Source organism: Plantactinospora sonchi, from assembly GCF_036422035.1.
GTDB classification, from domain to species: domain Bacteria; phylum Actinomycetota; class Actinomycetes; order Mycobacteriales; family Micromonosporaceae; genus Plantactinospora; species Plantactinospora sonchi.
Map to the genome: position 1 here is coordinate 199713 of NZ_JAZGQK010000010.1, position 23591 is coordinate 223303.

General features: G+C 73.0%; 17 protein-coding genes and 2 pseudogenes. 10 read left to right on the plus strand and 9 right to left on the minus strand.

Features of this window, described 5'->3' with window-relative positions; genetic code table 11:
* Window positions 1–19 precede the first annotated feature (19 nt).
* The 3 genes and pseudogenes from V1633_RS13030 to V1633_RS13040 form a co-directional block, all read right to left on the minus strand.
* Complete coding sequence (locus tag V1633_RS13030; protein WP_331214532.1) at window positions 20–892, minus strand: HAD family hydrolase; 873 nt, start codon at window positions 890–892, stop codon at window positions 20–22.
* A gap of 321 nt (window positions 893–1213) precedes the next feature.
* Window positions 1214–2113 (minus strand): annotated as a pseudogene (locus V1633_RS13035) (DUF5667 domain-containing protein); the annotation flags it as partial.
* Between the two features lie 250 nt (window positions 2114–2363).
* Window positions 2364–3251: an ECF subfamily RNA polymerase sigma factor, BldN family gene (locus V1633_RS13040; RefSeq protein ID WP_331214555.1), complete on the minus strand. Its 888-nt coding sequence runs from the start codon at window positions 3249–3251 to the stop codon at window positions 2364–2366.
* A gap of 886 nt (window positions 3252–4137) precedes the next feature.
* Between V1633_RS13040 and V1633_RS13045 the strand changes: the two genes are divergently transcribed.
* From V1633_RS13045 to V1633_RS13055, 3 genes are all read left to right on the plus strand, one after another.
* Entirely contained in the window at window positions 4138–5943 is a 1806-nt protein-coding gene (locus V1633_RS13045; protein WP_331214533.1) for an AMP-binding protein, read from the plus strand.
* Window positions 5930–6187 carry a glutaredoxin family protein gene (locus tag V1633_RS13050; protein ID WP_331214534.1) on the plus strand — a complete coding sequence of 86 codons (258 nt, stop codon included), beginning with the start codon at window positions 5930–5932 and terminating at the stop codon, window positions 6185–6187. The genes V1633_RS13045 and V1633_RS13050 overlap by 14 nt, the downstream gene beginning before the upstream one ends.
* A 79-nt stretch (window positions 6188–6266) precedes the next feature.
* The gene (locus V1633_RS13055) at window positions 6267–6917 is read left to right on the plus strand and encodes an HAD family hydrolase (RefSeq protein ID WP_331214535.1); all 651 of its coding nucleotides are present in this window, start codon (window positions 6267–6269) and stop codon (window positions 6915–6917) included.
* A 27-nt stretch (window positions 6918–6944) separates the two neighbouring features.
* Here the strand turns inward: V1633_RS13055 and V1633_RS13060 are convergent, their stop codons facing one another.
* Entirely contained in the window at window positions 6945–7610 is a 666-nt protein-coding gene (locus V1633_RS13060) for a response regulator transcription factor (protein ID WP_331214556.1), read from the minus strand.
* An 80-nt stretch (window positions 7611–7690) separates the two neighbouring features.
* Window positions 7691–8995: a sensor histidine kinase gene (locus V1633_RS13065; protein WP_331214536.1), complete on the minus strand. Its 1305-nt coding sequence runs from the start codon at window positions 8993–8995 to the stop codon at window positions 7691–7693.
* A 688-nt stretch (window positions 8996–9683) separates the two neighbouring features.
* On the opposite strand from V1633_RS13065, the gene V1633_RS13070 reads away from it, so the two are divergent.
* From V1633_RS13070 to hemB, 5 genes and pseudogenes are all read left to right on the plus strand, one after another.
* Window positions 9684–10544 (plus strand): redox-sensing transcriptional repressor Rex, encoded by an 861-nt coding sequence (locus tag V1633_RS13070; RefSeq protein WP_331214537.1) that lies wholly within the window; start codon window positions 9684–9686, stop codon window positions 10542–10544.
* A pseudogene (locus V1633_RS13075) lies at window positions 10541–11845 on the plus strand (glutamyl-tRNA reductase); the annotation flags it as partial. The gene V1633_RS13070 and the pseudogene V1633_RS13075, both read left to right, overlap by 4 nt.
* A gap of 185 nt (window positions 11846–12030) precedes the next feature.
* Window positions 12031–13026, plus strand: coding sequence for a hydroxymethylbilane synthase (gene hemC / locus V1633_RS13080; protein ID WP_331214538.1), 996 nt, complete (start codon window positions 12031–12033; stop codon window positions 13024–13026).
* Window positions 13023–14603, plus strand: a complete 1581-nt coding sequence (locus V1633_RS13085; RefSeq protein ID WP_331214539.1) for a bifunctional uroporphyrinogen-III C-methyltransferase/uroporphyrinogen-III synthase — start codon at window positions 13023–13025, stop codon at window positions 14601–14603. Before hemC ends, V1633_RS13085 begins: the two co-directional genes overlap by 4 nt.
* 23 nt (window positions 14604–14626) lie before the next feature.
* Window positions 14627–15613 (plus strand): porphobilinogen synthase, encoded by a 987-nt coding sequence (gene hemB, locus V1633_RS13090; protein WP_331214540.1) that lies wholly within the window; start codon window positions 14627–14629, stop codon window positions 15611–15613.
* Between the two features lie 81 nt (window positions 15614–15694).
* On the opposite strand, the gene V1633_RS13095 is transcribed toward hemB, so the two are convergent.
* The 4 genes from V1633_RS13095 to V1633_RS13110 all read right to left on the minus strand — a co-directional run bounded on the left by V1633_RS13095 (window position 15695) and on the right by V1633_RS13110 (window position 20155).
* The gene (locus tag V1633_RS13095) at window positions 15695–16903 is read right to left on the minus strand and encodes a hypothetical protein (RefSeq protein WP_331214541.1); all 1209 of its coding nucleotides are present in this window, start codon (window positions 16901–16903) and stop codon (window positions 15695–15697) included.
* Window positions 16904–16909: 6 nt separating this feature from the next.
* Window positions 16910–17452, minus strand: a complete 543-nt coding sequence (locus V1633_RS13100) for an RNA polymerase sigma factor (protein WP_331214542.1) — start codon at window positions 17450–17452, stop codon at window positions 16910–16912.
* Between the two features lie 99 nt (window positions 17453–17551).
* The gene (locus tag V1633_RS13105; RefSeq protein WP_331214557.1) at window positions 17552–18589 is read right to left on the minus strand and encodes a GNAT family N-acetyltransferase; all 1038 of its coding nucleotides are present in this window, start codon (window positions 18587–18589) and stop codon (window positions 17552–17554) included.
* 72 nt (window positions 18590–18661) lie between these two features.
* Entirely contained in the window at window positions 18662–20155 is a 1494-nt protein-coding gene (locus V1633_RS13110) for a lytic murein transglycosylase (protein WP_331214543.1), read from the minus strand.
* A gap of 56 nt (window positions 20156–20211) precedes the next feature.
* Between V1633_RS13110 and V1633_RS13115 the strand changes: the two genes are divergently transcribed.
* Window positions 20212–20427, plus strand: coding sequence for an FmdB family zinc ribbon protein (locus V1633_RS13115; protein WP_331214544.1), 216 nt, complete (start codon window positions 20212–20214; stop codon window positions 20425–20427).
* A 200-nt stretch (window positions 20428–20627) separates the two neighbouring features.
* Entirely contained in the window at window positions 20628–23450 is a 2823-nt protein-coding gene (locus tag V1633_RS13120; RefSeq protein WP_331214545.1) for an adenylate/guanylate cyclase domain-containing protein, read from the plus strand.
* Window positions 23451–23591: the final 141 nt, after the last annotated feature.

Below are 23591 nucleotides of genomic sequence, written 5' to 3' on the forward strand. Positions count from 1 at the left end.
GATAATAGGGGGCCCTTCCTTACAGGCGTCGGCGGCGGCGCACCGCCAGGCCGGCGCTGACCGCACCGGCGAGCAGCCCGGCGGCGGCGGTCGACGGTACGGCGATCCGGGCCGCCTTCCGACCGGTCCGGAAGTCGTACACCGTCCAGCCGTTCTCCCGGGCTGTCCGGCGCAGCGTGCTGTCCGGGTTGATCGCCACCGCCTGCCCGACGGCGGAGAGCATCGGCAGGTCGTTGCTGGAGTCGCTGTAGGCGGCGCAGCGGGTCAGGTCGAGCCCTTCGACGGTGGCGAGCTGGGTCAACGCGTCGGCCTTGGCCGCACCGTGCATCAGGTCGCCGACCAGACGTCCGGTGTACGCGCCGTCGTGGATCTCCGCGACCGTGCCGATCGCGCCGGTCAGCCCGAGCCGGGCCGCGATGACCCGGCCGATCTCCACCGGGGCGGCGGTGACCAGCCAGACCCGCTGACCGTCGGCCAGATGCTGTTCGGCCAGCGTCCGGGTACCGCGCCAGATCCGGGGCGCCATCAGCTCGTCGAAGATCTCCTCGGTGAGCCGCTCGATCTCCTCGATCCGCCATCCGGCGACAAAGGCGAGCGCGGCCTCTTTCACCTGCGACATGCTGCCGGCGTGCTCGGTGGCGAGCACCCGGAACCGGAGTTGCTGCCAGGCGAACCGGGTCAGGTCCCGGGTGGTGAGGTAGTTCCGGGCGGCCAGCCCACGGGCGAGCCAGTAGATCGAGGCGCCCTGCATCATCGTGTTGTCGACGTCGAAGAAGGCGGCGGCACAGGGGTCGGCCGGCGCGGGCGGGGCCTCCGCCAGGCCGGTGGCCGCCCAACCTGCGGTGTGACCGTCCTTGTCGGTGCTGACCGTCACCTTGCGGGTACGGGCCACGCGTGGACCTCCTCGCTCACACGTACATCAGCGAGGGTAGCGAAGATCGGTGGTGCCGTACCGGTCGTCGTCCGAGCGGGCCGGGACGGAACGCCCGTGGCGGGGTCGTCCGAACCGGGTCGCCGGGTCGGGTCAGTCGCCGCTGTTGTGCGCGGCCGGGGAGGGGCTCTTCTCCCGGACCGCCGGCTGTTCCGCGCTGGGTGTCGGTGCCGGATCCCGGGGCGAAGCGGTTCGCTCGGGGACACGCGGCGTCTCGCCCGGGACACGACCCCCGGTCTCCTCGGAGACCGACGGGTTCGGTGGTGTGGTGACCACCGGGCCACGGCCGCCCGGGCAGTTGCGGGGCAGCGGGCCGAGGGAGTCGGCCCGACCGGTCGTCCCGGCGCCACAGGTCAGGGCTGCGCGCAGGGCGTCCGTCCGGCGTTGCACGTTGTCGAGCAGGTGGATCGACTTCTGGGCCGGTTCCCGGTTGGCCCGGCCGGTCTGGTCGAGCAGGGTGTCCAGCCGGTGACGTTGCTCGCCGAGGAAGTTGTCGACGGCGTCGAGCGCGGCCGGCTCCCGGCGCTGCACCGCGGCAGTGGTCAGCAGCTTGATCCCCTGCCGGGTGTCGTTGTCCATGTCCCGCAGGACGGCCTCGAATCCGGTGCTCTGGTCGCCCAGCGCGGTCGCCTCGGCGAGCCGGGTCCGGGCGAAGTCGAGGAAGAGCTGGCCCCGGCTGAGGTCTGAACTGGCCAGCGCCAGCTGCGCCCGCTCGGTGTGCCGCTTCATGCCGTACAGCGCGTCGCCGGGGACGGCGTTCTCGCTGGCGGCGGCCATTCCGGAGACCGCGATCGCGCCGACGGCGACCCCGACGACGATGGCGCCCCGCGCTCTGAGCCGGGTACGGGGTGCCCGCGCCGAGGGCCGCGCGGCGCGGGATCCCCGGGCCGGTGCGGCCGGTGTGACCCCGTCCGCGCCGAGCGGGTCGTCGGCGGTCGCGCCGATCCCCTCCCGTTCCGCGGTGGCGACCAGCATGGCCCGCAGGCTGGCCCGGAAGTCGGGGTCCACCTCGGCGGTGGACTGGACGGTCCGGAGCCGTTGCCCGACCGCCAACGGTTGGGCGAGGTCGGAGTCGACGCGGGACCGGATGTGGTGGCGGCGGCCACCGTTGGCTTCCTCAAGGAGTTGCGCGAATCGCTCCGCGCGCTGCCGGTAGAACGCGTTCCAACCCACGGCCGACACCTCCCTTCGCTGGTCGCGACGCTTCGGTCGGCGTCGTCGCCGTCCGGTGCGACGGTGGCTGAACGTCAGAGCCAGACCGCGGCGGCGGTCGGACCAGCTGTCCGACCGGCCGATCGGGGAGAGCCCCGGGCAACCACCGGTCGCACCGGGACAAACGTTCGGCGGGGTGGAGCGGTTACGGCCGGCCGGGATGAGAAATTACGAAGAGTGAGCGGGGCCACTCCGTGGCCGGCCGTGGCGTGGGAGCGCTTCACGGCTGGAATCCGTCGGGCAGCAGCCGGGCCAGAGCGCGGACCGCGCGGTACTGCAGCGCCTTTATCGCGCCCTCGTTCTTGCCCATCGCCTGTGCGGTCTCCGCGACCGAGAACCCCTGCAGGAAGCGGAGCACGATGCATTCCTGCTGCTCAGGGTTGAGCTTCTTGACCGCCGTCAACAACGCGACATTGGTGATGTGCTCGACGACGGCCGCTTCCGGGCTGCCCTCCGGACCCCGATCCTCGCGGTCCGCATCCAAGACGTCACCCGTTGTAACTTCGAGTCGGTAGCGCCCCGACTTGAAGTGGTCCGCCACCAGGTTCCGGGCGATCGTCACCAGCCAGGCGCCCAGGTCCCGGCCCTGCCAGGTGAAGCTGCCGATCCGCTTCAGGGCGCGGAGGAAGGTGTCCGAGGTCAGATCCTCGGCGAGCTGTCGGTTGCCGACCCGGAAGTAGACGAACCGGAAGACGGTGTCGACGTACCGGTCGTAGATCAGGCCGAACGCCTCGGGTTCGCCGGCCTGCGCCCGCTCCACGAGCGCCCAGACCTCACGGGCCGGATCCGACGGGTCCGGCCGTTCCGGATAACCGGTCGGGGCACCGGAGCCGCCGCCGGAGCCGGTGGTCGACTCGGTCGCCGGGACCACCGGCAGGACGGCGGTCTCGGTGTTCGGATTGTCCGGACCGGTGTCGTCGCCCGGCGGTTGCCCGACGCCCGGCTGGGCGGGCATCGCCGGCCTGGTCGGGCTGGCGACCCGGCCGCCGTTCACCTGCCGACTGTTGCCGCCCGGGGAGTTCTGCCGGGTCGGCGTCTCGTTCGGATGGTGCGGACGGTTCCGGATCCGTTTCGAACCCCCGTCGCCCCGCACCGCGAGGCTCAGCATGTCGTCCATGGACAGGCGGAGCCGGGACAGCCCTTCGTTGAGGGCGTTCCGGGTGTTCCGCATCTGGCCGCCGGTCGTGCTGTCGGCATATCCGTAGGTGCTCACTGGACCTCCCCGGCCGCCCGCGACCGTCGGGCCGGTCGCCCGGGCCCGGCGGCGGCGGTGGTGGCCGTACGTGCGCCGTGGACGACGCGATCCGGCACGGCAGATCCGGGGTGTGCCGTACGACGGCACACGCCCCACAGCTGCTGGTGCTGTGCTCTCACAGGCACGGCGGCCTCCTCGGGCTGAGGGGTGTCGACTCACGGCAAAAGGGGTGAGCCGACCCGAGTGATGATAGGGCCAACGTCACCCATGTGCGGCAAGTCCGTTACACAGAGCCAAAGTATTTCCGAAAGCCACCCGTTCGGGCCGCACCGGTTGTGCGTTGTCGGATCCCAGACAGTGCGGGGAGAGCGGTTCTGAGCAGGCATAACGCCGAGAAACGCCATTGGGCGGCGCGCCCTTGGCGTGCCGCTGCATGTCGTGCTAATGGACACCGCTGTTTCGAGTGCCGAATGGACCGTCGCAGGTCAGGCGGTGGACATCACGAAAGCCTCTACGGTCTCGTGGACGGTACCGCGTACCGACGGGGAAGTCGAGCAACTTCCACGAACGGGGAACCGCGTGGGGCAATTTCCCACGGCTCCAGCGGCTGCGGTCCCATCGGGACGATCCGTGGAAGGTTCGGATGGTCGGTCCGTCCGCTGCGGAGCGCGGTCCTGGTCCGTCCGCTGCGGGGCGCGGGTGCCGGGTCCGTCCGTGGCGGAGTGCGATCCCGGTACGGCCCGTCCGTCGCGGACGGGAGCGAGCGGAGCAAGCCCCGGCTGTGCCAGACTCGGCGACCGTGCAGGATGGAGCGCCCACCCCCGCCGAGTCGTCCGCCACCACGCCGTCCGGTGCCGGGCCGTCCACAGCAGAGCCGCCCGGCGTTGTGTCGTCCGACGCGGAGCTGTCCGGCCCGACGTCGCACGCCGTGACCCTGGCCGACCGGGTACGCCTGGCCGCCGCCACCCGTGGCGACCAGCCCGCCCTGGTCTGGCCCGAGGGCACGTTGCACTGGGCCGAGCTCGACCGGGCCGTCGACCGGGTCGCCGACGCCCTCCGCCGACGCCTTCCCGGTACCGGCGACCCGCATCCGGACCGGGTCGCGATCGCCCTGGGTAACACGCCCGAGTTCGCGATCGCGTTCTTCGCCGTACAACGGGCCGGCCTGGTGGCCGTACCGGTGAATCCGACGTTGACCGGGCCGGAACTGCGGCACATCCTGGCGGACTCCGGGGCGGCGCTGCTGATCGGCACCGAGCCGGTGCGGGCCACCGTGGCCGAGCTGGTCGCCGACCTGCCCACGCTGTCCGAGGTGTACACCGCCCTGCCCGGGTACCCGGGCGAACCGGCCGACGGTGACCGTGGAGCACCGGCGGCGGAGGCGGCACCGGGTGGAGCGCCGTCGGCGGACGGGGAGCCGGGTGGAGCGCCGGTGGTGGCCGATCCCGAGGCGCTCGCCGTACTGCTCTACACGTCGGGCACCACCGGGCACCCCAAGGGTGCGATGTTGTCGCACCGGGCACTGCTCGCCAACCACCGGCAGATCGACCGCATCTCGCCAGCGGTGGTGGGACCCGCGGACCGGGTGTTGCTGGCGCTGCCGATGTTCCACGCCTACGGGCTGAACGCCGGGCTCGGCGCCGTCGCGTACCACGGTGCCTGCGGGGTACTCGTCGACCGGTTCGACGCCGCCGACGTACTGGAGGTCGTCGAGCGGCACCGGGTCAGCGTGCTGGTGGGCGTACCGTCGATGTTCGTCGCCTGGCTCGCCCTGCCCGCGACGGGCGGCCCGTCGGCCCCGGACGGGCCGTCGCTCGACACGGCGATGGCGTCGGTACGGGTCGCCGTCTGTGGCGCCGCGCCGCTGGGCGTCGCCGACGCCACCCGGTTCGCCGAGCGGACCGGGCACCGGATCGGGGTCGGTTACGGGCTGACCGAGACCGCACCCGTGCTGACCTCCACCCTGGTCGGACCGGCCGGGAAGACCGGTTCGATCGGCCGCCCGCTGCCCGGCGTCGAGTTGCGGCTGGTCGCACCGGACGGTGAGGTGCTGTGGCAGGACGGAACAACCGTCCAATCCATAACCAATGAGGACGAATCAGATGATCCGGACCTGGAACTCCCGTCGCCGGGCACCGATCCCGGCGAGATCGTCGTACGCGGCGCGAACCTCTTCTCCGGTTACTGGCCCGACGGGCACGACGGCCCGGACGCCGACGGCTGGTGGCGGACCGGCGACATCGCGTACGCCGACGCCGACGCCGACCTCTTCCTGGTGGACCGACTCGGCGAGCTGATCCTGGTGCACGGGTTCAACGTCTACCCGCAGGAGGTCGAGCGGGTGCTGAACGCGCACCCCGCGGTGGCCGGGTCGCTGGTGCTCGGGGCACCGGACCCGCTGGCCGGCGAGACCGTCGTCGCGTACGTCGTACCGAGGCAGCGGGGCGAGGTCACGGCCGCCGAGCTGGCCGCCCACTGCGCCGGCAGCCTCGCCCGGTTCAAGCGTCCGGGCAGGATAGAGTTCGTCGGGTCCCTGCCGTACTCCGCGATCGGCAGGGTACGTCGGTCGACATTCCGGGAGGCGGCGGGCAGTGGGGACGGATGAGCCGCGACTGACCCTGATCACCCGACCCGGCTGCCACCTCTGCGACGTGGCCCGGGAGGCGATGGCCAGGGTGGTCGCCGTCACCGGGGACCGGTGGACCGAGGTGGACGTGACCAGCGAACTGGAGCTGGAGCGGGACTACGGAGACCGCGTCCCGGTGGTGCTGCTCGACGGCCGGGAGCACGGGTACTGGCGGGTCGAGGAGGACCGGCTGCTGCGGGATCTCGGCACGCCCCGCGCCTGAGTGACGGGGGGCGTGATCCGTCGCATAGTGCGGTGTTCGACCGTCGATTCGGCCGTACTCCGCCGCGTATCGTGCTCGGATGCCCCGCAGACGTGACCACCTGGTGTGGGACTGGAACGGCACCCTTCTCGACGATCTGAATCTGGTTGTCGCCGCCACCAACGCCGCACTGGCCACCGTCGGGGGGCCGACGGTGACCGCCCAGGAGCACCGGACACAGTTCCGTCGGCCGGTTCCGGACTACTACGCCGAGGTGCTCGGCCGGATCCTGGACGCCGAGGAGTACCGGCGGCTGGACACGCTGTTCCACGAGACGTACCGGCTGGGGCTGATCGGCTGCGGCCTGGCGGCGGACGCGACCGCCGCGCTGCGGGCCTGGCACGGTTCCCAGTCCCTGCTCTCCATGTGGTTCCACGACGAACTCGTGCCGACCATCGACCGGTACGGCCTGACCACGCTGTTCGCCCGGGTCGACGGGCTGCGGGCCGGGGTCGGCGGGGAGCGGAAGGCCGGACATCTGGCCCGGCACCTGGCCGCCTTCGGTGTCGACGGCCGGTCGACGGTGCTGATCGGCGACTCGATCGACGACGCCGAGGCGGCCGACCACGTCGGTGCCCGCTGCGTCCTCTACACCGGCGGGGTGACCGACCCGGACCGACTGCGTGCCTCGGGCTGGCCGGTGGCGGACTCGCTCAGCGAGGCGGTCGAACTGGCCGCCACCCTGGACTGAGCCCGGCCCCCTGGGGGAGGATCCCGGTCAGGCCCGCAGGTAGGCGAGGACCGCCAGTACCCGTCGGTGCTGTTCCTCGTCCGGCGGCAACTGCAACTTGGTGAAGATGTTCCGGACGTGCTTCTCGACGGCACCGTCGCTGACCACCAGGGTCCGGGCGATCGCGGTGTTGGACCTGCCCTCGGCCATCAACCCGAGCACCTCCCGCTCGCGCGGGGTCAACTGGCGCAGCGGGTCGTCGCGGCGTCGGCGGACCAGCAGCTGACCGACGACCTCGGGGTCGAGCACGGTACCGCCGGTGGCCACCCGACGCAGCGCGTCGAGGAAGTCGTCGATCGCCGCGACCCGGTCCTTCAGCAGGTAACCGATGCCGCCGCCGCTGGCCCCGCCGGACGGCCGGACCGTGGCGAGCAGGTCGTCGGCGTACGACACCTCGACGTACTGGGACAGCACCAGGATCGGGGTCCGGGGCACCCGCTGCCGGGCCTCCACCGCCGCCCGCAACCCCTCGTCGGTGTGGGACGGCGGCATCCGTACGTCGACGATGGAGACGTCGGGACGGTGCGTGACGATCGCCTCGACCAGGGAGTCCCCGTCACCGACCGCCGCGACCACCTCGTGGCCGTGCTCGGTCAGCAGCCGGACCAGGCCCTCGCGGAGCAGGACGGCGTCGTCGGCGATCACCACACGCATGACGTTGTCTACCATCGCCGCGTCGTCCTGCTCCAGCCGCGTCCCGTACGGGCCGGTCCGAGCGGTCGCCGATTCCGGGGTCAGCACGGCAGCTCGGCCCGGATCTCGGTCGGCCCGCCGGCCGGGCTGAGTACGGTGAGCGTGCCGTCGTTGGCGTGTACCCGGTCGGCGAGCCCGGCCAGGCCGTGGCCCTTGGAGATGTGCGCCCCGCCCTCGCCGTCGTCGATCACGGTGATCTGCAGCGTCCGGCCGACCCGCGACACGGTGAGCCAGCACTCGGCCGCCCGACTGTGTTTGGCGACGTTGGCGAGCGCCTCCGCCACGACGAAGTACGCGGTCGACTCGACCGCCGGGTCGGGTCGACCGGCCGGCGTGCCGAGCTGCGGGTCGACGGTGAGGTCGATCGGGATCACCCCTCGGCCGGCCAGGGCGGCCAGGGCACTGGGCAGGCCCCGGTCGACCAGGATCGGCGGCGCGATGCCCCGGGACAGCGACCGCAGTTCGGCGAGGGTGTCCCGGGTCTGGGCGAGTGCTTCGTCGAGGGTCTGCCGGGCCGCGTCCGGGTCGGCGCCGAGCTGCTGCCGGGCCCGGCTGAGGTCCATCGCGAGGCGGACCAGCCGCTGCTGCGGGCCGTCGTGGATGTCCCGTTCCAACCGGCGCAACGCGGTCGCCTCCGCGGAGACGGCGGCCCGTTTCTGCTCCTCCAGCACGGTGATCCGGTTGCGCATCTCGGCGACGCCGGTGAGCATCGCCCGGCCGAAGCTCGCCTGCATCATCGCGCAGCCGCGTACCACCAGCGGGAGGGTGATCAGGAAGAAGAGGCCGAGGGCGGTGTTCAACAGGACCCGGGAGGCGACGGAGTTGCCCAGCCCGAGCAGGTCGGAGAGGCCCTCGTCGTTCGGGCTGTGCGGGATCGCCCAGTCGTACGCCCAGTAGAGGGAGCCGCCGACGGCGCCGACCCACCAGGCGACCGTGATCAGGAACACCGGTCCCGCGACGAACAGCTTCAGCAGGCCGTGCGCCAGGTCGAGCCAGGACTGGGTGTCGGCGATCGGCGTCATGATCCGCCGCCAGGCGCCTCCGCCGGGCTCGACGACGCGGTAGTGCGGTCGTACCCGGGGTTGCCGGAGCACCACCGGCATCCGGAGCCGTTCGATGTCGGCGAGCCCGCGGGCGACGTAGAGGGTGCCGGCGAGGATGGGCAGGCCGATCACCGTCACCACCAGCCCGGCACCGACGGCGGTACCGATGATGAGCACGATGAGACTGGCCAGGGCGAGCGGGAAGCCGAGCAGCACGTAGCCGGAGTCCGCGGCGAGTTGGCGCAGTACGCCGCGCCCGGCGGTCGGCTCGGTGTCGACGCCGACGGCGGCGGTTGTGGTCATGTTCTCGACGCTAGGCATCGGCGTGGTCGGCCCCCATCCCATCGGCTGGCCTATCCACGGTAGGGCTGCCCCCACCACGCGGTGCCCGGACCCCGGAGGCGGGAGCCGGGGCGGACGTCGGAACGCGTCGCGCCGGGGGTGGAGCGGCCCGACAGGCTCGGCGGAACCGGGCGGCGCCGGGTCTGGAATCGGACAACGGTGAGCATGAAAACGGACGGGCACCGATGCGGAATCGGACAGCGTTCGCACCGGCTGGTGGGCAGTGTCGGGAGGTGAAGATTTTTCCGCTCGAATGGAATCCGGGGACTCGGACGATTGCTGTTCCGGACGTGGACCCGACGGCGGGCCCGCCGATCGGCCCTGATGTGCGGCGGGTCTCACCGGGCGGTGCTGCCGGGTTCGGCGGAGATGTCGCGACGGATGCGGCGGCGAGTTGGGCAGATAAGTCGGACTTAGGCAATAATCGCCGAGCGGCCCGCCCGGTGCCGCTGACCTGATCTTGTAAATGGAGGCCCAGGTGACGCGTTATCGCGGTCTATCAAGATCGCGATTTGTGCGTGTCTTCACAAGCGCCTACTCTGTTACTCCGACGAGCCCTGCTAGCACAACCGGTCACAGCGGTCGCCAGTGGGTGCCCCGAAACGACCGGCCGCTCCGGCTGGTCGAAGATCGCATGGCACGGAGTCGCATGAGTCAGCACCGCCCTGCAGGCACGCCCGGCCGCGCCGGTGGGGTGCCGGCGCTCCCGGACCTCCCTGAGGCCACGGTCGCCCGGCTTCCCGAATACCTGCGTGCCCTGCACAATCTCGCGGAAACCGGTGACGACACCGTGTCCAGCGAGGAGTTGGCGACGGCGGCCGGAGTCAACTCCGCCAAACTCCGCAAGGACCTCTCCCAGCTCGGCTCGTACGGCACCCGGGGGGTCGGCTACGACGTCGCGCTGCTGATCGACCAGATCGAGTTTGTCCTCGGGCTGACCCAGCGCCGCGCGGTCGCCCTGGTCGGAGTGGGTAATCTCGGTCACGCTCTGGCCGGTTACGCGGGCTTCGCCAGCCGTGGCTTCCGGATCGCCGCACTCTTCGACGCGGATCCGGCCCAGGTCGGCGAGGAGATCAACGGTCTGGTCGTCCAGCACATCGACGACCTGCCCCGGGTGGCCGCCGAGGAGTCGATCGCGATCGGGGTGATCGCCACGCCCGCGACCGCCGCGCAGAGCGTCGCCGACCAGCTCGTCGCCGCCGGGGTGACCAGCATCCTGAACTTCGCGCCCTGTGTGCTGGCGGTGCCCGACGGCGTCGACGTCCGCAAGGTCGACCTCGCCATCGAACTGCAGATCCTCTCCTTCCACGAGCATCGCAAGTCGGCACTGACCGGGCTACCGGCCGGTGCGGTGGCGAGCGGTCCGGCCGCGTCCGGCGCCGGTACGGCCCTGACCGCCCCCGCCACCGGGCTCACCGCACTGCCCGGCGGGCTCGCCGCGACCGGCACCACCGAGGCCACGCCCGCCGGACCACTCCGGCCCTCGAACGCGGAGGCGATCGGTTCATGAACCTGCTTGTCGTCGGGGCGTCGTACCGTACCGCCGCGGTCGCCACCCTGGAGCGGCTCGCCGTCGCCGCCACCGACCTGCCGGACCTTCTCGGCCGGCTGCTGCAACAGCCGTACGTCGGTGAGGCCGTGATCGTCTCGAGCTGCAACCGGGTCGAGGTCTACGCGGCGGTGACCGGCTTCCACGGCGGACTGGGCGACATCTGCGCGGTGCTCGCCGCGCACGCCGGCTCCACTCCGGCCGAACTCGCCAACCATCTGTACGTCCACTACGACGGCGCCGCGGTCGAGCACGCCTTCCGGGTGGCCTCCGGGCTCGACTCGATGGTGGTGGGCGAGGCGCAGATCCTCGGCCAGCTCCGTGACGCCTACCACGTCGCGAGCGAGGCCGACGCGCCCGGCCGGCTGCTGCACGAGCTGATGCAGCAGGCCCTGCGGGTGGGGAAGCGGGCACACGCCGAGACCGAGATCGACCGGGCCGGGCAGAGCGTGGTCACCGCCGCGCTCGACCTGGCCGCGACCCATCTGCCGGGCGGCATCGCGGGACGTCCGGCGCTGGTCGTCGGGGCGGGGTCGATGGGTGCGCTCTCCGTCGCCACCCTCTCCCGGCAGGGCGGCGGGCCGGTGGCGGTCAGCAACCGGGGCGCCGACCGGGCACGCCGGCTCGCCGAGGCGTACGGCGCCACGGCGGTGCCGATCGCCGAACTCGCCAGCGCCCTTTCCACAGTGGACATAGTAGTGGCCGCCACGGCGTCGATCGAACCGGTCCTCACCCGGGAAACGGTGGCCCGGGCGCTGGCCGAACGGGCCGCCGACCGGCCGGATCCCCTGGTCCTGCTCGACCTCGCGGTGCCCCGGGACATCGAGCCGGCGATCGCCGAGCTGCCCGGCACGGTGGTGATCGACATCGACGCCCTGGCCGCGGCCCAGCCGATCGGCCCGGCCGCCGCCGAGACCGCCGCCGTCACCCGGATCGTCACCACCGAGGTGGAGGCCTTCCTCACCTGGCTGCGCGGCGCCGACGTGGCGCCGACGGTGGCCGCCCTGCGGGCCCGCGCCGACGAGGTGGTCACCGCCGAGCTGCGCCGACTCGCGCACCGCCGCCCGGACCTGACCGACGACCAGCGCGCCGAGGTGAGCCACACGGTGCACCGGGTGGTGCAGCGCCTGCTGCACTCGCCGACCGTACGGGTCCGTCAGCTCGCCGCCGAACCCGGCGGTGACCAGTACGCCGCACTGCTGCGGGAACTCTTCGACCTTGAGGTGCCGGTCACCTCGCAGGCGGACACCGTGCCGGACCTGACCGGGGTGTCGGCGGCACAGCGGGTCCCCGGTGGGCAGCGGGTCGCCGGGCTCGCCGGACTGCCCGGGCTCGGCGCCGGCCTGAGCGGCCCGGCCGCCGACCTGTCCGGCCTGGCTCTGCCGGCCGGCGAGTCCGGTGCCGCCGCCCGGCCGACCGTGCCACGTCAGCTGTCCGGAGGAGAACGGTGAGCGGGACGACGCAGGCACTTAGGCTCGGCACCCGGGGCAGCGCGCTGGCCATGGCGCAGTCCCAGCAGCTCGCCGACGCGCTGAGGGCGGCCACCGGGCGCCCCGTCGAACTGGTCGAGGTGGTGACGGCCGGCGACCGGTCGAGCGCCCCCGTGCACCGGCTCGGCGTCGGGGTCTTCGTCTCCGCGCTGCGCGACGCACTGGCCGCCAAGGAGATCGACTTCGCGGTCCACTCGTACAAGGACCTGCCGACCGCGCCGGCCGACGGGCTGCACATCGCCGCCGTACCACCCCGGGAGGATCCGCGCGACGCGCTGGTCGCCCGGGACGGCCGCACCCTCGCCGAACTGCCGCCCGGGGCGACGGTCGGTACCGGGGCGCTGCGCCGGATCGCCCAGCTGCACGCGCTCGGCCTGCAGCTGACCGTGGTGCCGATCCGGGGCAACGTCGACACCCGGGTGCGCCGGGTCCTCGGTCCCGAGGCGGATCTGGACGCCGTGGTGCTGGCCCGGGCCGGACTGGCCCGACTCGGGCGCACCGAGGAGATCACCGAGACGCTCGACCCGATGCTGATGCTGCCCGCCCCCGCCCAGGGTGCGCTGGCGGTGGAGTGCCGGGCCGACGACCCGGACCTGGTCGAGCTGCTCGCGGTACTCGACCATGCCCCGACCCGGGCCGCGGTCACCGCGGAGCGGGCGCTGCTCGCCACCCTGGAGGCCGGGTGCAGTGCCCCGGTCGCCGCGTTCGCGGTCGTCGCCGAAGGCGAACCGGACGCGTCCGGTGCCAGCGGCGATGAGATCTATCTGCGCGGGGCGGTGATCAGCCCGGACGGTTCCCGAGACCTCCGGCTGTCCCGCACCGGTACGCCCGCCGAGGCGGCGGAGATCGGTAAGGCACTCGCCGCCGACCTCTTCGACCTCGGCGCCGACTCGATCCTCGGCACGCCTACCGATTCCGGGCCGGGGACCCAGCATTTTGGAGCACAGACATGATCGGCACCCGTAAGCCCGCAGGCCGCATCGCCTTCGTCGGGGCCGGACCCGGCGACCCGGGTCTGCTGACCCGCCGGGCGCACGACGCGCTGGTCAACGCCGACCAGGTGGTGTACGACCGCAGCGTCCCCGAGGCGCTGCTCACCGCCGTGAAGGTCGAGGCGAAGGACGACGCGCAGTTCAGCCCGGCCGAGGGGGCGCCGGGCGACGTGGCGAAGGTGCTGCTCTCCGCGGCCCGGTCCGGCCTCAGCGCGGTGCACCTGGTGGCCGGCGACCCGTTCGGCCACGAGTCCGTGGTCAAGGAGGTGCAGGCGGTCGCCCGTACCGCCGTGCACTTCGAGGTGGTGCCGGGCGTCGGGCAGGCCGAGGGGGTGGCCACCTACGCCGGCGTTCCGCTGCACGGGGTCCGCACCGCCGCCGACGTCGACGACGTCACCGCGATGGACTTCGAGGCACTCGCCGCGGCGGTCAGCCGGGGCTCGCTGGCCCTGGCGGTCGACGCCGGTGACCTGGCCGCCGTCCGGGACGGGCTGCTCGCGGTCGGGATCGACGGCGGTACCGCGGTCGCGGTGACCGGTGACGGCACCGGCGAGACGCAGTACACCACCACCTCGACCGTGGACAGCTTCGTCGCCGCCGCGCTCGGCTTCACCGGCCGGGTGGTCCTCACCCTCGGCACCGGGGTCACCCACCGGGACAAGCTGAGCTGGTGGGAAAACCGCCCGCTGTACGGCTGGAAGGTGCTGGTGCCGCGGACCAAGGAGCAGGCCGGGGTGATGAGTGCCCGGCTGCGCGAGTACGGCGCCATCCCGTGTGAGGTGCCGACCATCGCGGTCGAGCCGCCGCGTACCCCGGCCCAGATGGAGCGGGCGGTCAAGGGCCTGGTCGACGGCAGGTACGCCTGGGTGATCTTCACTTCGGTGAACGCGGTCCGGGCGGTCTGGGAGAAGTTCGCCGAGCACGGCCTGGACGCCCGGCACTTCGGCGGCGTCAAGATCGCCTGTATCGGTGAGGCGACCGCCGAGGCGGTCCGCGCCTTCGGCATCCAGCCGGAACTGGTCCCGTCCGGGGAGCAGTCCTCGGAGGGGCTGCTCGCCGAGTTCTCGCCGCACGACGAGATCCTCGACCCGGTGGGCCGGGTGCTGCTGCCGCGCGCCGACATCGCCACCGAGACGCTCGCCGCCGGGCTCACCGAGCGCGGCTGGGAGGTCGACGACGTGACCGCGTACCGGACCGTCCGGGCGGCGCCGCCGCCGGCCGAGATCCGCGACGCGATCAAGTCGGGCGGCTTCGACGCGGTGCTCTTCACCTCCTCGTCGACGGTACGGAACCTGGTCGGCATCGCCGGCAAGCCGCACGCCCGGACCGTGGTCGCGGTGATCGGCCCGAAGACGGCCGAGACGGCGACCGAGTTCGGTCTGCGGGTGGACGCCCAGCCGGCGCACGCCTCCGTCCCGGACCTCGTGGAGGCGCTCGCGGCGTACGCTGTGGAGTTGCGGGAGAAGCTGGCCGCCATGCCGGCCAAGCAGCGGCGGGGCTCGAAGGTGCAGGGCCCGACCGCGCTGCGGTTCCGCTGACCTGACCTCACCAGGGAGTTGCCATGTCGTCCTTCCCGGACGTCCGCCCGCGCCGGCTGCGGCGCTCCGCGGCGATCCGTCGGCTCGTCGAGGAGAACCGGGTCGCCCCGGCCGAGCTGGTGCTGCCGATGTTCGTCAAGGAGGGGCTGACCGAGCCACGCCCGATCGCCTCGATGCCCGGTGTCGTCCAGCACTCCCGGGAGTCGCTGCGCAAGGCGGCGGCCGAGGCGGTGCACGCCGGCATCGGCGGGATCATGCTGTTCGGGGTGCCGGAGCGCAAGGACGAGACCGGCTCGGGCGGGATCGACCCGGACGGCATCCTCAACGTGGCGATCCGGGACGTGGTCGCCGAGGTCGGTGACGGCACCGTGGTGATGAGCGACGTCTGCCTGGACGAGTTCACCTCGCACGGGCACTGCGGGCTTATCGCCCCGGACGGCACCGTCGACAACGACGCCACCCTGGCCGCGTACGCCGAGATGGCGGTCGCCCAGGCCGACGCGGGCGCCCACCTGCTCGGACCGTCCGGAATGATGGACGGTCAGGTCGGGGTGATCCGGCGGGCGTTGGACGCGGCCGGCCACACCGACGCCGGCATCCTGGCGTACGCGGTGAAGTACGCCTCGGCGTTCTACGGCCCGTTCCGGGAGGCCGTCGAGTCGACGCTGCAGGGCGACCGGCGTACCTACCAGCAGGACCCGGCGAACCTGCGGGATTCGCTGCGCGAGGTACGCCTCGACGTCGCCGAGGGGGCCGACCTGGTGATGGTCAAGCCGGGCCTGCCGTACCTCGACGTGATCGCCGCGGTACGGGACGAGGTGGACGTCCCGGTGGCGGCCTACCAGATCTCCGGGGAGTACTCGATGGTCGAGGCGGCCGCCGCCAACGGCTGGATCGACCGGGAGCGGGCGATCCTGGAGACGCTGACCTCGATCCGGCGGGCCGGTGCCCAGATCATCCTCACCTACTGGGCGGTCGAGGCCGCCCGGCTGCTCCGCGAGCGTTACTGAGCGCAGCCGGGGACCGGTGTCACCGGTCCCCGGCCGCTCTCCGGGTCGACCCGCCGACCGGCCCGTCGTCACGCCGTCCGGTCAGCGGACCGGGACGGTGGAGATCCGGACCACCTCGTCGATCCGGTAGATCCGGTCCGCCTTGGGCGGGAAGACGACCCGGGCCACCCGGACCTCGTGGTCGTCGAGCCAGGCGAGGCCGCCGGCGCCGCTCTTGAGGTTGACCGAGCCCGACTGCTGGTCCTGGAGCAACTGGTCCGCCCGGATCGCTCCAGTCGACGTCTCGTAGACGGTCACCCTCGGCGGCCGGGTCCGGATCGCCGGACCGACCGGCGGCAGCGCGGCGACGGCCAACAGCCGCCCGTCCGGGGAGAGCCGGAGGATGCCGTAACAGATGCCCTCGCCGGTCACCGTGCCCGACAGCCGGCCGTCGACGAGGTCGAAGATCCGTACGCCGCACTCCCGCGAACCGTAGGGCAGCGCGAGGAACCGGCCGGAGAGGTCGGCGGCGGCGGCCCGGGACAGGTCTCCGGCGCTGCCGGCGGGCAGCACGACGGTCTCCGCGCCGGTCGACAGGTCGTGCCGGACGACGCTGTCGCCCCGGGCCAGGTACGCGTCCCGGTCCGTGGCGCCGACCAGCGAGACCTGTTTGCGGGGGGCACCCAGGTCGCGGCTGAGCGTGACGGCACCGTTCGCCCCGAGCACCACCAGCTCCACGTCGGCCGCTTCCACCTCGGCGGCTCCGCTGTCGGGGACGCCACCGCCCGGGTCGGCGCCGTCCCGGGCGGCACCGCCCGGTTCGGCGGAGCCGGCCGCCGGTGACACGGCGACCCGCAGGCCGACGATCCGGCCGTCGGGCAGACCGACCGTCTCCCGCTGCCAGCCCTCCGGCACCGGACGGACGACCGTCGCACCGTCGCGACCCACCTCCGGCACCCCGTCCGACCTGGCCAGGCCGACGGTGTGGCCACCCGGTCTGTCGTACACGGTCAGTCCGGCGACGTTGAGCAGCAGCCGCTGGTCCCGCACCACCGACGCGACGGCGGTGTCGTCGGTGGTCCCGTCGCCACTGGTGCCGTCCGGGGTCAGTGCCGGTATCCCGGCTGCGGTCGCCGCGACCAGGCAGACCAGTGAGCCGGCGGTCAGCACGGCCCGGCGGCGACGCCGGGTCCGCCAGCGGCGGCGCACCGTCGCCAGGTCGCCACGGTGGTCGGGCACGGTCTCCGCGGCCCGGCGCACCGCCGAGGCCAGCTCGTCGGGTACGGACCCGGACGTCGGTACACCGGACATCACGCCTCACTCCTCATCACACAGGTTGGCACGGAGCGCCTCCAGGGCCCGGGCGAGTCGGCTCTTCACGGTCCCCGGGGGCAGCTCCAGCACGGTCGCGGTCTCGGCGGTGGAGAGGTCGAGCAGCACCCGGCAGACCACCACGGTCCGCTGGGTGAGCGGCAGCCGGTCGAGCGCGGTCCGGGCGGCCAGCGCGGTCGGGTCGACCCCGGACGTGCCGGGGTGTTGGTCGTCGGTGAGCGCCGGCCGTTCCCGGCGGAGTTTGCGCCACCAGGAGGTGGCCCAGTTGAGCCCGACCCGGTAGACCCAGCCGGCCGGGTTGTCCAGCCGACCCACCCGCCCCCACCGGGCGTACGCCCGCAGCATCGCCTCGTCGGTGGCTTCCCGGGCCAGGTCGTCGTTGCCGACGCTGAGCGCCAACGCCCGGTGCACCCGGTCGACGTACGCCTGGTAGAAGGCCTCGAACTCGCCGGCCGGCCCGCTCGGGGCGTGGTCGGCCGTCACCTGCCCGGGTACCCCGGAGTGCCGTCGGGCGACCGTGGATTCCATGCCCGGTACACGCGCCGGACCGGTCGACGGTTCCGGCGACTTCGGCACGTCACCCTTCCGGGTCACCCACCGGTACGGCGAGGGGACGGCGTGACCGGGTCAGCCGGTCGGCTTCGTGTGGTTGGCGGCGTCCAGCCGGTGGACCAGTTCGGCCACGTCGACGCCGTACTCCAGCCACTGCCGGTCGGCCTGGAAGCCGAGATCGGCGTTGACCGCCCGCATCGGCTCGTTGGACTCGGCGTTCCAGGTCTGCACCTCGGCGAGCTTCGGCTCCGCCGTGCGCAACTCGAAGAGCATCCGCGCCTTCATCGCCCGGTCGATGCCGTGGCCCTGGTGGTCCTGGCCGACGATGGTGTCGTACTGGTCGGCCCGGGTCGGGTGCTGGGCCGGCACGACCACCTCGGTCAGCCCGGCCACCACGCCGGTCTTCTCCTCGATCGCCAGCACGATGTACGGCTTCATGCCGCGCCGGTGCAGACAGCCGAGGCTGTCCCGCAGCCGCTGCGGGTCGTACGAACTCGGCCGCAGTTCCAGGTCACCGTCGTCGACCCGGGCCTCGGCCTTGGCCATCGCGTACGCCTCGATCAGCTCCTCCGGTGGCCCGCCGGGGAAGAACTCCAGGCGGTAGCCGGGATCGATGCCCCGCGACATCTCGGCCAGCGCGTTCCAGTCCACCGTAGACAGGCGCAGCACGCCACGGGTCTCGACGTACTCCTGGGCGAAGCCGAGTGCCTCGTAGAAGCCGACCGCCGGCGTGTCGCCGACGACCTCGACCCCCATGAAGCGGAAACCCTCCTGATAGGTACGGCGGGCCGCGGTGGCGATCAGCTTGCGGCCCAGGCCGTGCCGGCGGGCGCTCGGGTGGACCAGCACCTCCAGCACGCCGATGTCGCCCAACAGCAGTACGTGGGTGTGCCCGATGATACGGCCGGGTCGGCCGTCCTCGGACGGCTCCTCCTGGATGATCCAGGAAATTCGGCGTTCGCCGGGCATCACCTCGCTGAGGTACTCCCGGAGCATGCCGTTTTCCCACAGCGGGTCGTCTGGTAGGTCGGCCGCAAAAACCGCGTTGATCGCGTCCAGGAAAGACTCGATCTCTGCGGTTGGAGCGGTCCGGGGATCCCACTCGCGCACCATCACCCGTCTAGCTTGCCGTCAACCGCAGCCTGGCGAAAGTGCCCAGTTCTTCAATGTACGGGGGCCATTACGCTAAGTTCTGCTGGCCAAGCCGTACTCGTTGGCTTTGTCGAACACCGATTGGGCATATGGCCGCACGTCATTGTAGGAAAGGATGGCGTTCCACCAGTCCGTCGGGAGGGACAGGTTGCGGCCACCCTTGCACAGATAGTTACCGGCGGCCAGGGCCGCGTCGTCGATGTCCTGGGGGTTCTTCGCCCCGTCGCCGTCGCCGTCGGCTCCGTCCTCGGCCCAGGTGGTCGGGATGAACTGCATCGGGCCGACCGCCCGGTCGTAGGTCTTGTCGTCGTCGAGGTCGCCGTCGTCGGTGTCCATGATCCGCAGCCGGCCCGGACTGCCGTCCAGCGCCAGTCCGATGATCTTCGGATCGGCGACGCCGTTCGCGTCGAGGTTGGAGCCGCTCACCCGACCGTGCGCGGACTCGACGAAACCGATCGCGGCCAGCGTGGTCCAGCGCAGCCCGCAACCAGGATTCGACTGGTTGAGCCGCATCTCGGCGGCGCCGTACGCCTGCAACGCCACGGTCGGGATCCCGGTCCGGGCACCCACCGGGGTGGCCCAGGAACTCAGCAGCTGGGGCGAGCCGTCGTCACCGAGCCAGGCGATCGGCGGCGAGCTCGGCGGCGGGGTGGACGGGGCGACCGGCAGACCACCGCCGGGCGCGACGGTCGTCGCGGCGACCGAGGGCGGAGCAGACGCGGGGTCGGCCGTCGGATCCGCCGCCTGGGGAGCGCGGCCGGCCGCCGGGACCAGCAGGGCGCCGGCCGTGCCGGTCCCCGCCACCAGGGCGAGGAGCAGCAGGGCGGGCAGGGTGAGCCGGCCACTGGGCCGCCGGGACCAGGCCCGTACCGCGCGTGCGCCGCCGACCGCCGCCGCCTTCGGGGACGGCCACCGGCGTACGGCGTGTGCGAACGGGACTCGGATCCGCCGGTTCACTCCGGCCCGACCGACGGCCGGGACGTCAAGATCGATGACGGTTCCCGTCGTCGAGCCCGACCCGCCCGCTCCGCCAGTGCCCTTGTCGTTCTTGTCGGCGTCCTTGTCGTTCTCGGCGGTGTCCTTGTCAGTTTTGGCGGTGTTCTCGCCGGTCTTGGCGGTGTCCTTGGTGTCGGCGGTGGATCCGGCACCCTCGGCCGCGCCGGCCGCGGTGACCCCGCCGCCCGCGCCCACCTCGGACGTCGCTCCCGGGTCGCTCTTCGTTCCCGGGTCGGTTTCCAGGTCGCCGCCGGTCTTCACGTCCGTGTCGGTCTTCGCGTCCGGGTCGGCCGTCGGCTCCGTGCCGGTCTTCACGTCCGGGTCGGCCGTCGGCTCCGTGCCGGTCCTGGCCACCGGGTCGGGGGAGGTGGCCGGGTCGGCCTCCGGCGCGCTGCGGGGGCGGGGCACGACCCGGGGCTCCGGCTCGAACGCCGGGTCCGGTGCGGCACCCGAACTGGCCAACGGTCCGGCCATCGCGGGCGCGGCGGGGCGTAGGGGTCGGGTGGTCGAGGTCTCCGCAGGGTCCGCCACCCGTCGAGTATTACCCATCGACAGGCGAACGTCAGTTCTGGTCGTACCCTGGTGACATGCCCCGGTACGAGTTCCGCTGCCGCGCCTGCGGCGACACGTTCGAGATAAACCGGCCGATGATCGAGTCCTCGGCGCCGGCGTCCTGTCCGCAGGGCCACGACGACACGGTCAAGCTACTGTCGACGGTCGCGGTCACCGGCCGTGGTGGTGCGGGCGCGGCGCCGGCCGTACCCGCTGGTGGCGGTTGCTGCGGCGGAGGCTGCGGCTGCTGATCACGCCGACCGTCGACCGTCCGGGCCCGGGCCCCCTCCCCACCGGACAGTGAGACTGGCTCGTGACCGTGATGTCGGTTTCGTGGCGCAGTCGGCGGTTGGCACCTTGGTACCGCGTCGCCCGTCCGTTCCTACGATGGGCCAAGACGTAAATATGCGGAAGCATGAACGCGACTTCCAGGGGGCGGGAGGTTCCAGGCATGTCAGCGCGGATCCACCTGCCGAGCGGGCTGGTGACGTTCATGTTCACCGACATCGAGGGTTCCACCCGGCTGGCCCAGATGCTCGGTCCGGGCTACCGGCCGGTGCTCAGCGAGCACCGGCGCCTCCTCCGGGCCACGCTCGCGGCGAGTGACGGCACCGAACTCTTCACCGAGGGAGATTCGTTCTTCGTCGCGTTCGCCGACGCCTCGGCCGCGCTCGACGCCTCACTGGCCGCACAACGAGCCCTGAACAGCCACGACTGGCCGACCCCGGAGGCCACCCCCCGGGTACGGATGGGACTGCACACCGGACACGCCGAACCCCTCGCCGGCGAGTACGCCAGCGCCGAGGTGCACCGGGCCGCCCGGATCGCCGCTGCCGCCCACGGTGGCCAGGTGCTCTGCTCCGGGGCGACGGCCCGGTACGCCGCACCGCTGCCGCCGGGCGCCTCCCTGCTCGACCTCGGACTGCACCGGCTGCGCGGCTTCGACGACCGGGAACGACTCTTTCAACTCGTCGCTCCCGGACTGGAACGTCAGTTCCCCCGGCCGCGTACCGCCGACGCGATCCCGCACAACCTGCCCACCCAGGTCACCTCGTTCGTCGGCCGGAAGGCGGAGCGGGCCGAGCTGGACCGGTTGATCAACGACCAGCGGCTGGTGACCGTGGTCGGGGCCGGCGGTGCCGGCAAGACCCGGCTGGCCGTCGAGTTGGCCGGTGGGGTGGTCGAGTCCCACCCGGACGGGGTCTGGTTCGTCGACATCGCCACGGTGACCGACCCGGGCCTCGTCGCATTCGCGGTCGCCGCCGTCCTCGGGCTGCGCCCCGAGCCGGGCCGGCCGATGCTGGAGACCCTGGTCGAGTTCGCCGCCTCCCGACGGATGCTGGTCGTCCTGGACACCTGCGACGCCCAACCCGGCGCCTGCGCCGAGGTGATCTCGCGGCTGCTCGCCGGCGGCACCGGGGTACGTGTCCTCGCCACCAGCCGGGAGTCGCTCGGACTGCCCGGCGAGGTGATCTGGCGGATCCCGCCGCTCTCCGTCGACCCGGCCCCCGGCGGCGGCCCGAGCGAGGCGGTCACCCTGCTGCTCGACCGCACCACGGCGGCCCGGGGCGGCCGGCGTGCCGGCCCCGCCGAGTCGGCGGACCTGCAACGGGTGGTCACCCGGCTGGACGGGCTGCCGTTGGCGATCGAACTCGCCGCCGCCCGGCTGCGGGTGCTGAGCGCCAGCCAACTCGCCGAGCGGCTGGACGACGTGCTCGGGGCGTTGGACGCCGGGCGGGACGACGTCGAGGCGGTACCGGCCGGCAACGGTCGCTGGGTCGCCAACCAGGCCGACACGGTGGACCTGGCCGCCGCCGCGCTGGGTGCCGCGCCGCCCGCCGCGACCCGCGCCGCGCAGCGTACGGCGACGCAGCGGCACGTCACGATGCAGGCGACGGTCACCTGGTCGTACCGGACGCTCGGGCCCCGGGCGGCCCGGCTGCTGCGGTGGCTGGCGGTGTTCGCCGGCCCGGTGGATCTGGCCACCGTGGAGTGGCTGCTCGACGACGACCCGTTGGACCCGCTCTCGGTACTCGTCGACAAGTCGATGATCCAGGCCGAGCCGAACGTCTCCGGCAGCACGTACCGGATGCTGGACCCGATCCGGGCGTACGCGGCCCGTCGGCTGGTCGACGCGGGGGAGGAGCAGACCGCCCGGGACCGGCACGTCGCGTGGTCACAGCACGCGTTGCAGCGGGCGTACCTCGGCCCGGACGAGCGACCGGTCACGCTCTCGCTGTACGCGCTCGATCCGCTCGCCGACGAGCTGCGCGCCGCACTGCGCTGGACGGTCACCGGCGGCAGCGCCCGGCAGGGGCTGCAACTGGCGAGTGGACTGGACGAGTGGTGGCGGGAACGCGGGTTGGCCCGGGAGGGTCGGCTGTGGCTGTTCCGGCTCTACAGCCGGATCGCCGAGACCGGCGAGCAGATTCCCGAGGCGGAGCTGGCGGCGGCGTACCACATGCACTCGCAGCATGCCGGCGCGGACGGTGAGTTCGCCGAGGAGCTGCGGTTCTCCCAGCGTGCCGAGTCGGCCGCCCGGCAGGCCGGCGACGCCGGCCTGCTGGTCCGGGTGCTCGCCGGCCGGGCCGCGCCGCTGATCGACATGGGGCAGCTGGCCGAGGCCGAACGGGTCTGCCGGGAGGTGATCGCGCAGGCCGAGGCGGACGGGGTGCCGGGCGACGCGTTGCTCGCCGTCTACAGCCTCGCCGAGCTGCTCTGGCGGCGGCGGGCGCTGGACGAGGCGGCCGAGCTGCTCGGGGCGGCCCGCCCGGTCGAGGCGGCCCAGCCGACCGAGCGGGGCACGCGCCGGGTCGACATGCTGCTCGGCATGGTGGCGCTGGCCCGGGGTGACCTGGTCGCCGCGCACGACCACCTGGTGGTCGCGCTGCGGTCCCGGATGAGCTACGGCTACCTGGCCCGGGCCTGCGACACGGTCAACGCGATCGCGGTGCGCTGTGCGGGTGGCGGCGACCCGAGGACGGCGGCCCGGCTGTTCGGTGCCGCCCAGTTGACCCGCTCGGCGATGCACTGCGGGCCGGGCACCTTCGGGGCGTACTGGTTGCAGGAACAGGCCGCGTTGCGGGCGACGATGGGGGACGCCGCCTTCGACGCCGCCTACGCGGCCGGGGCCGAGTTGACCCTGGAGGAGGCGGCGGCGATCGCCCTGGAGGTCGAGCACCCTGATCTCTCCGCCAACTCCACGCGGTTCTCCGCCGTCGACCCGCCGAGGCAACGGCTGCGCCCCCGGGAGAGCGTCGACGACGAGGTGTAGCGCCCTGCCGTGACGGCGCGGCACGGTGCGGCCGGCCGGCTGATCGGGAAGGCGGCCGGCCGGGGGGGGCGCGGGGCGGGGGGGGGCCCCCCCCCCCCGCCCGCCCCCCCCCCCCCGGGGGGCGGGCCCGCCCCCCGACCC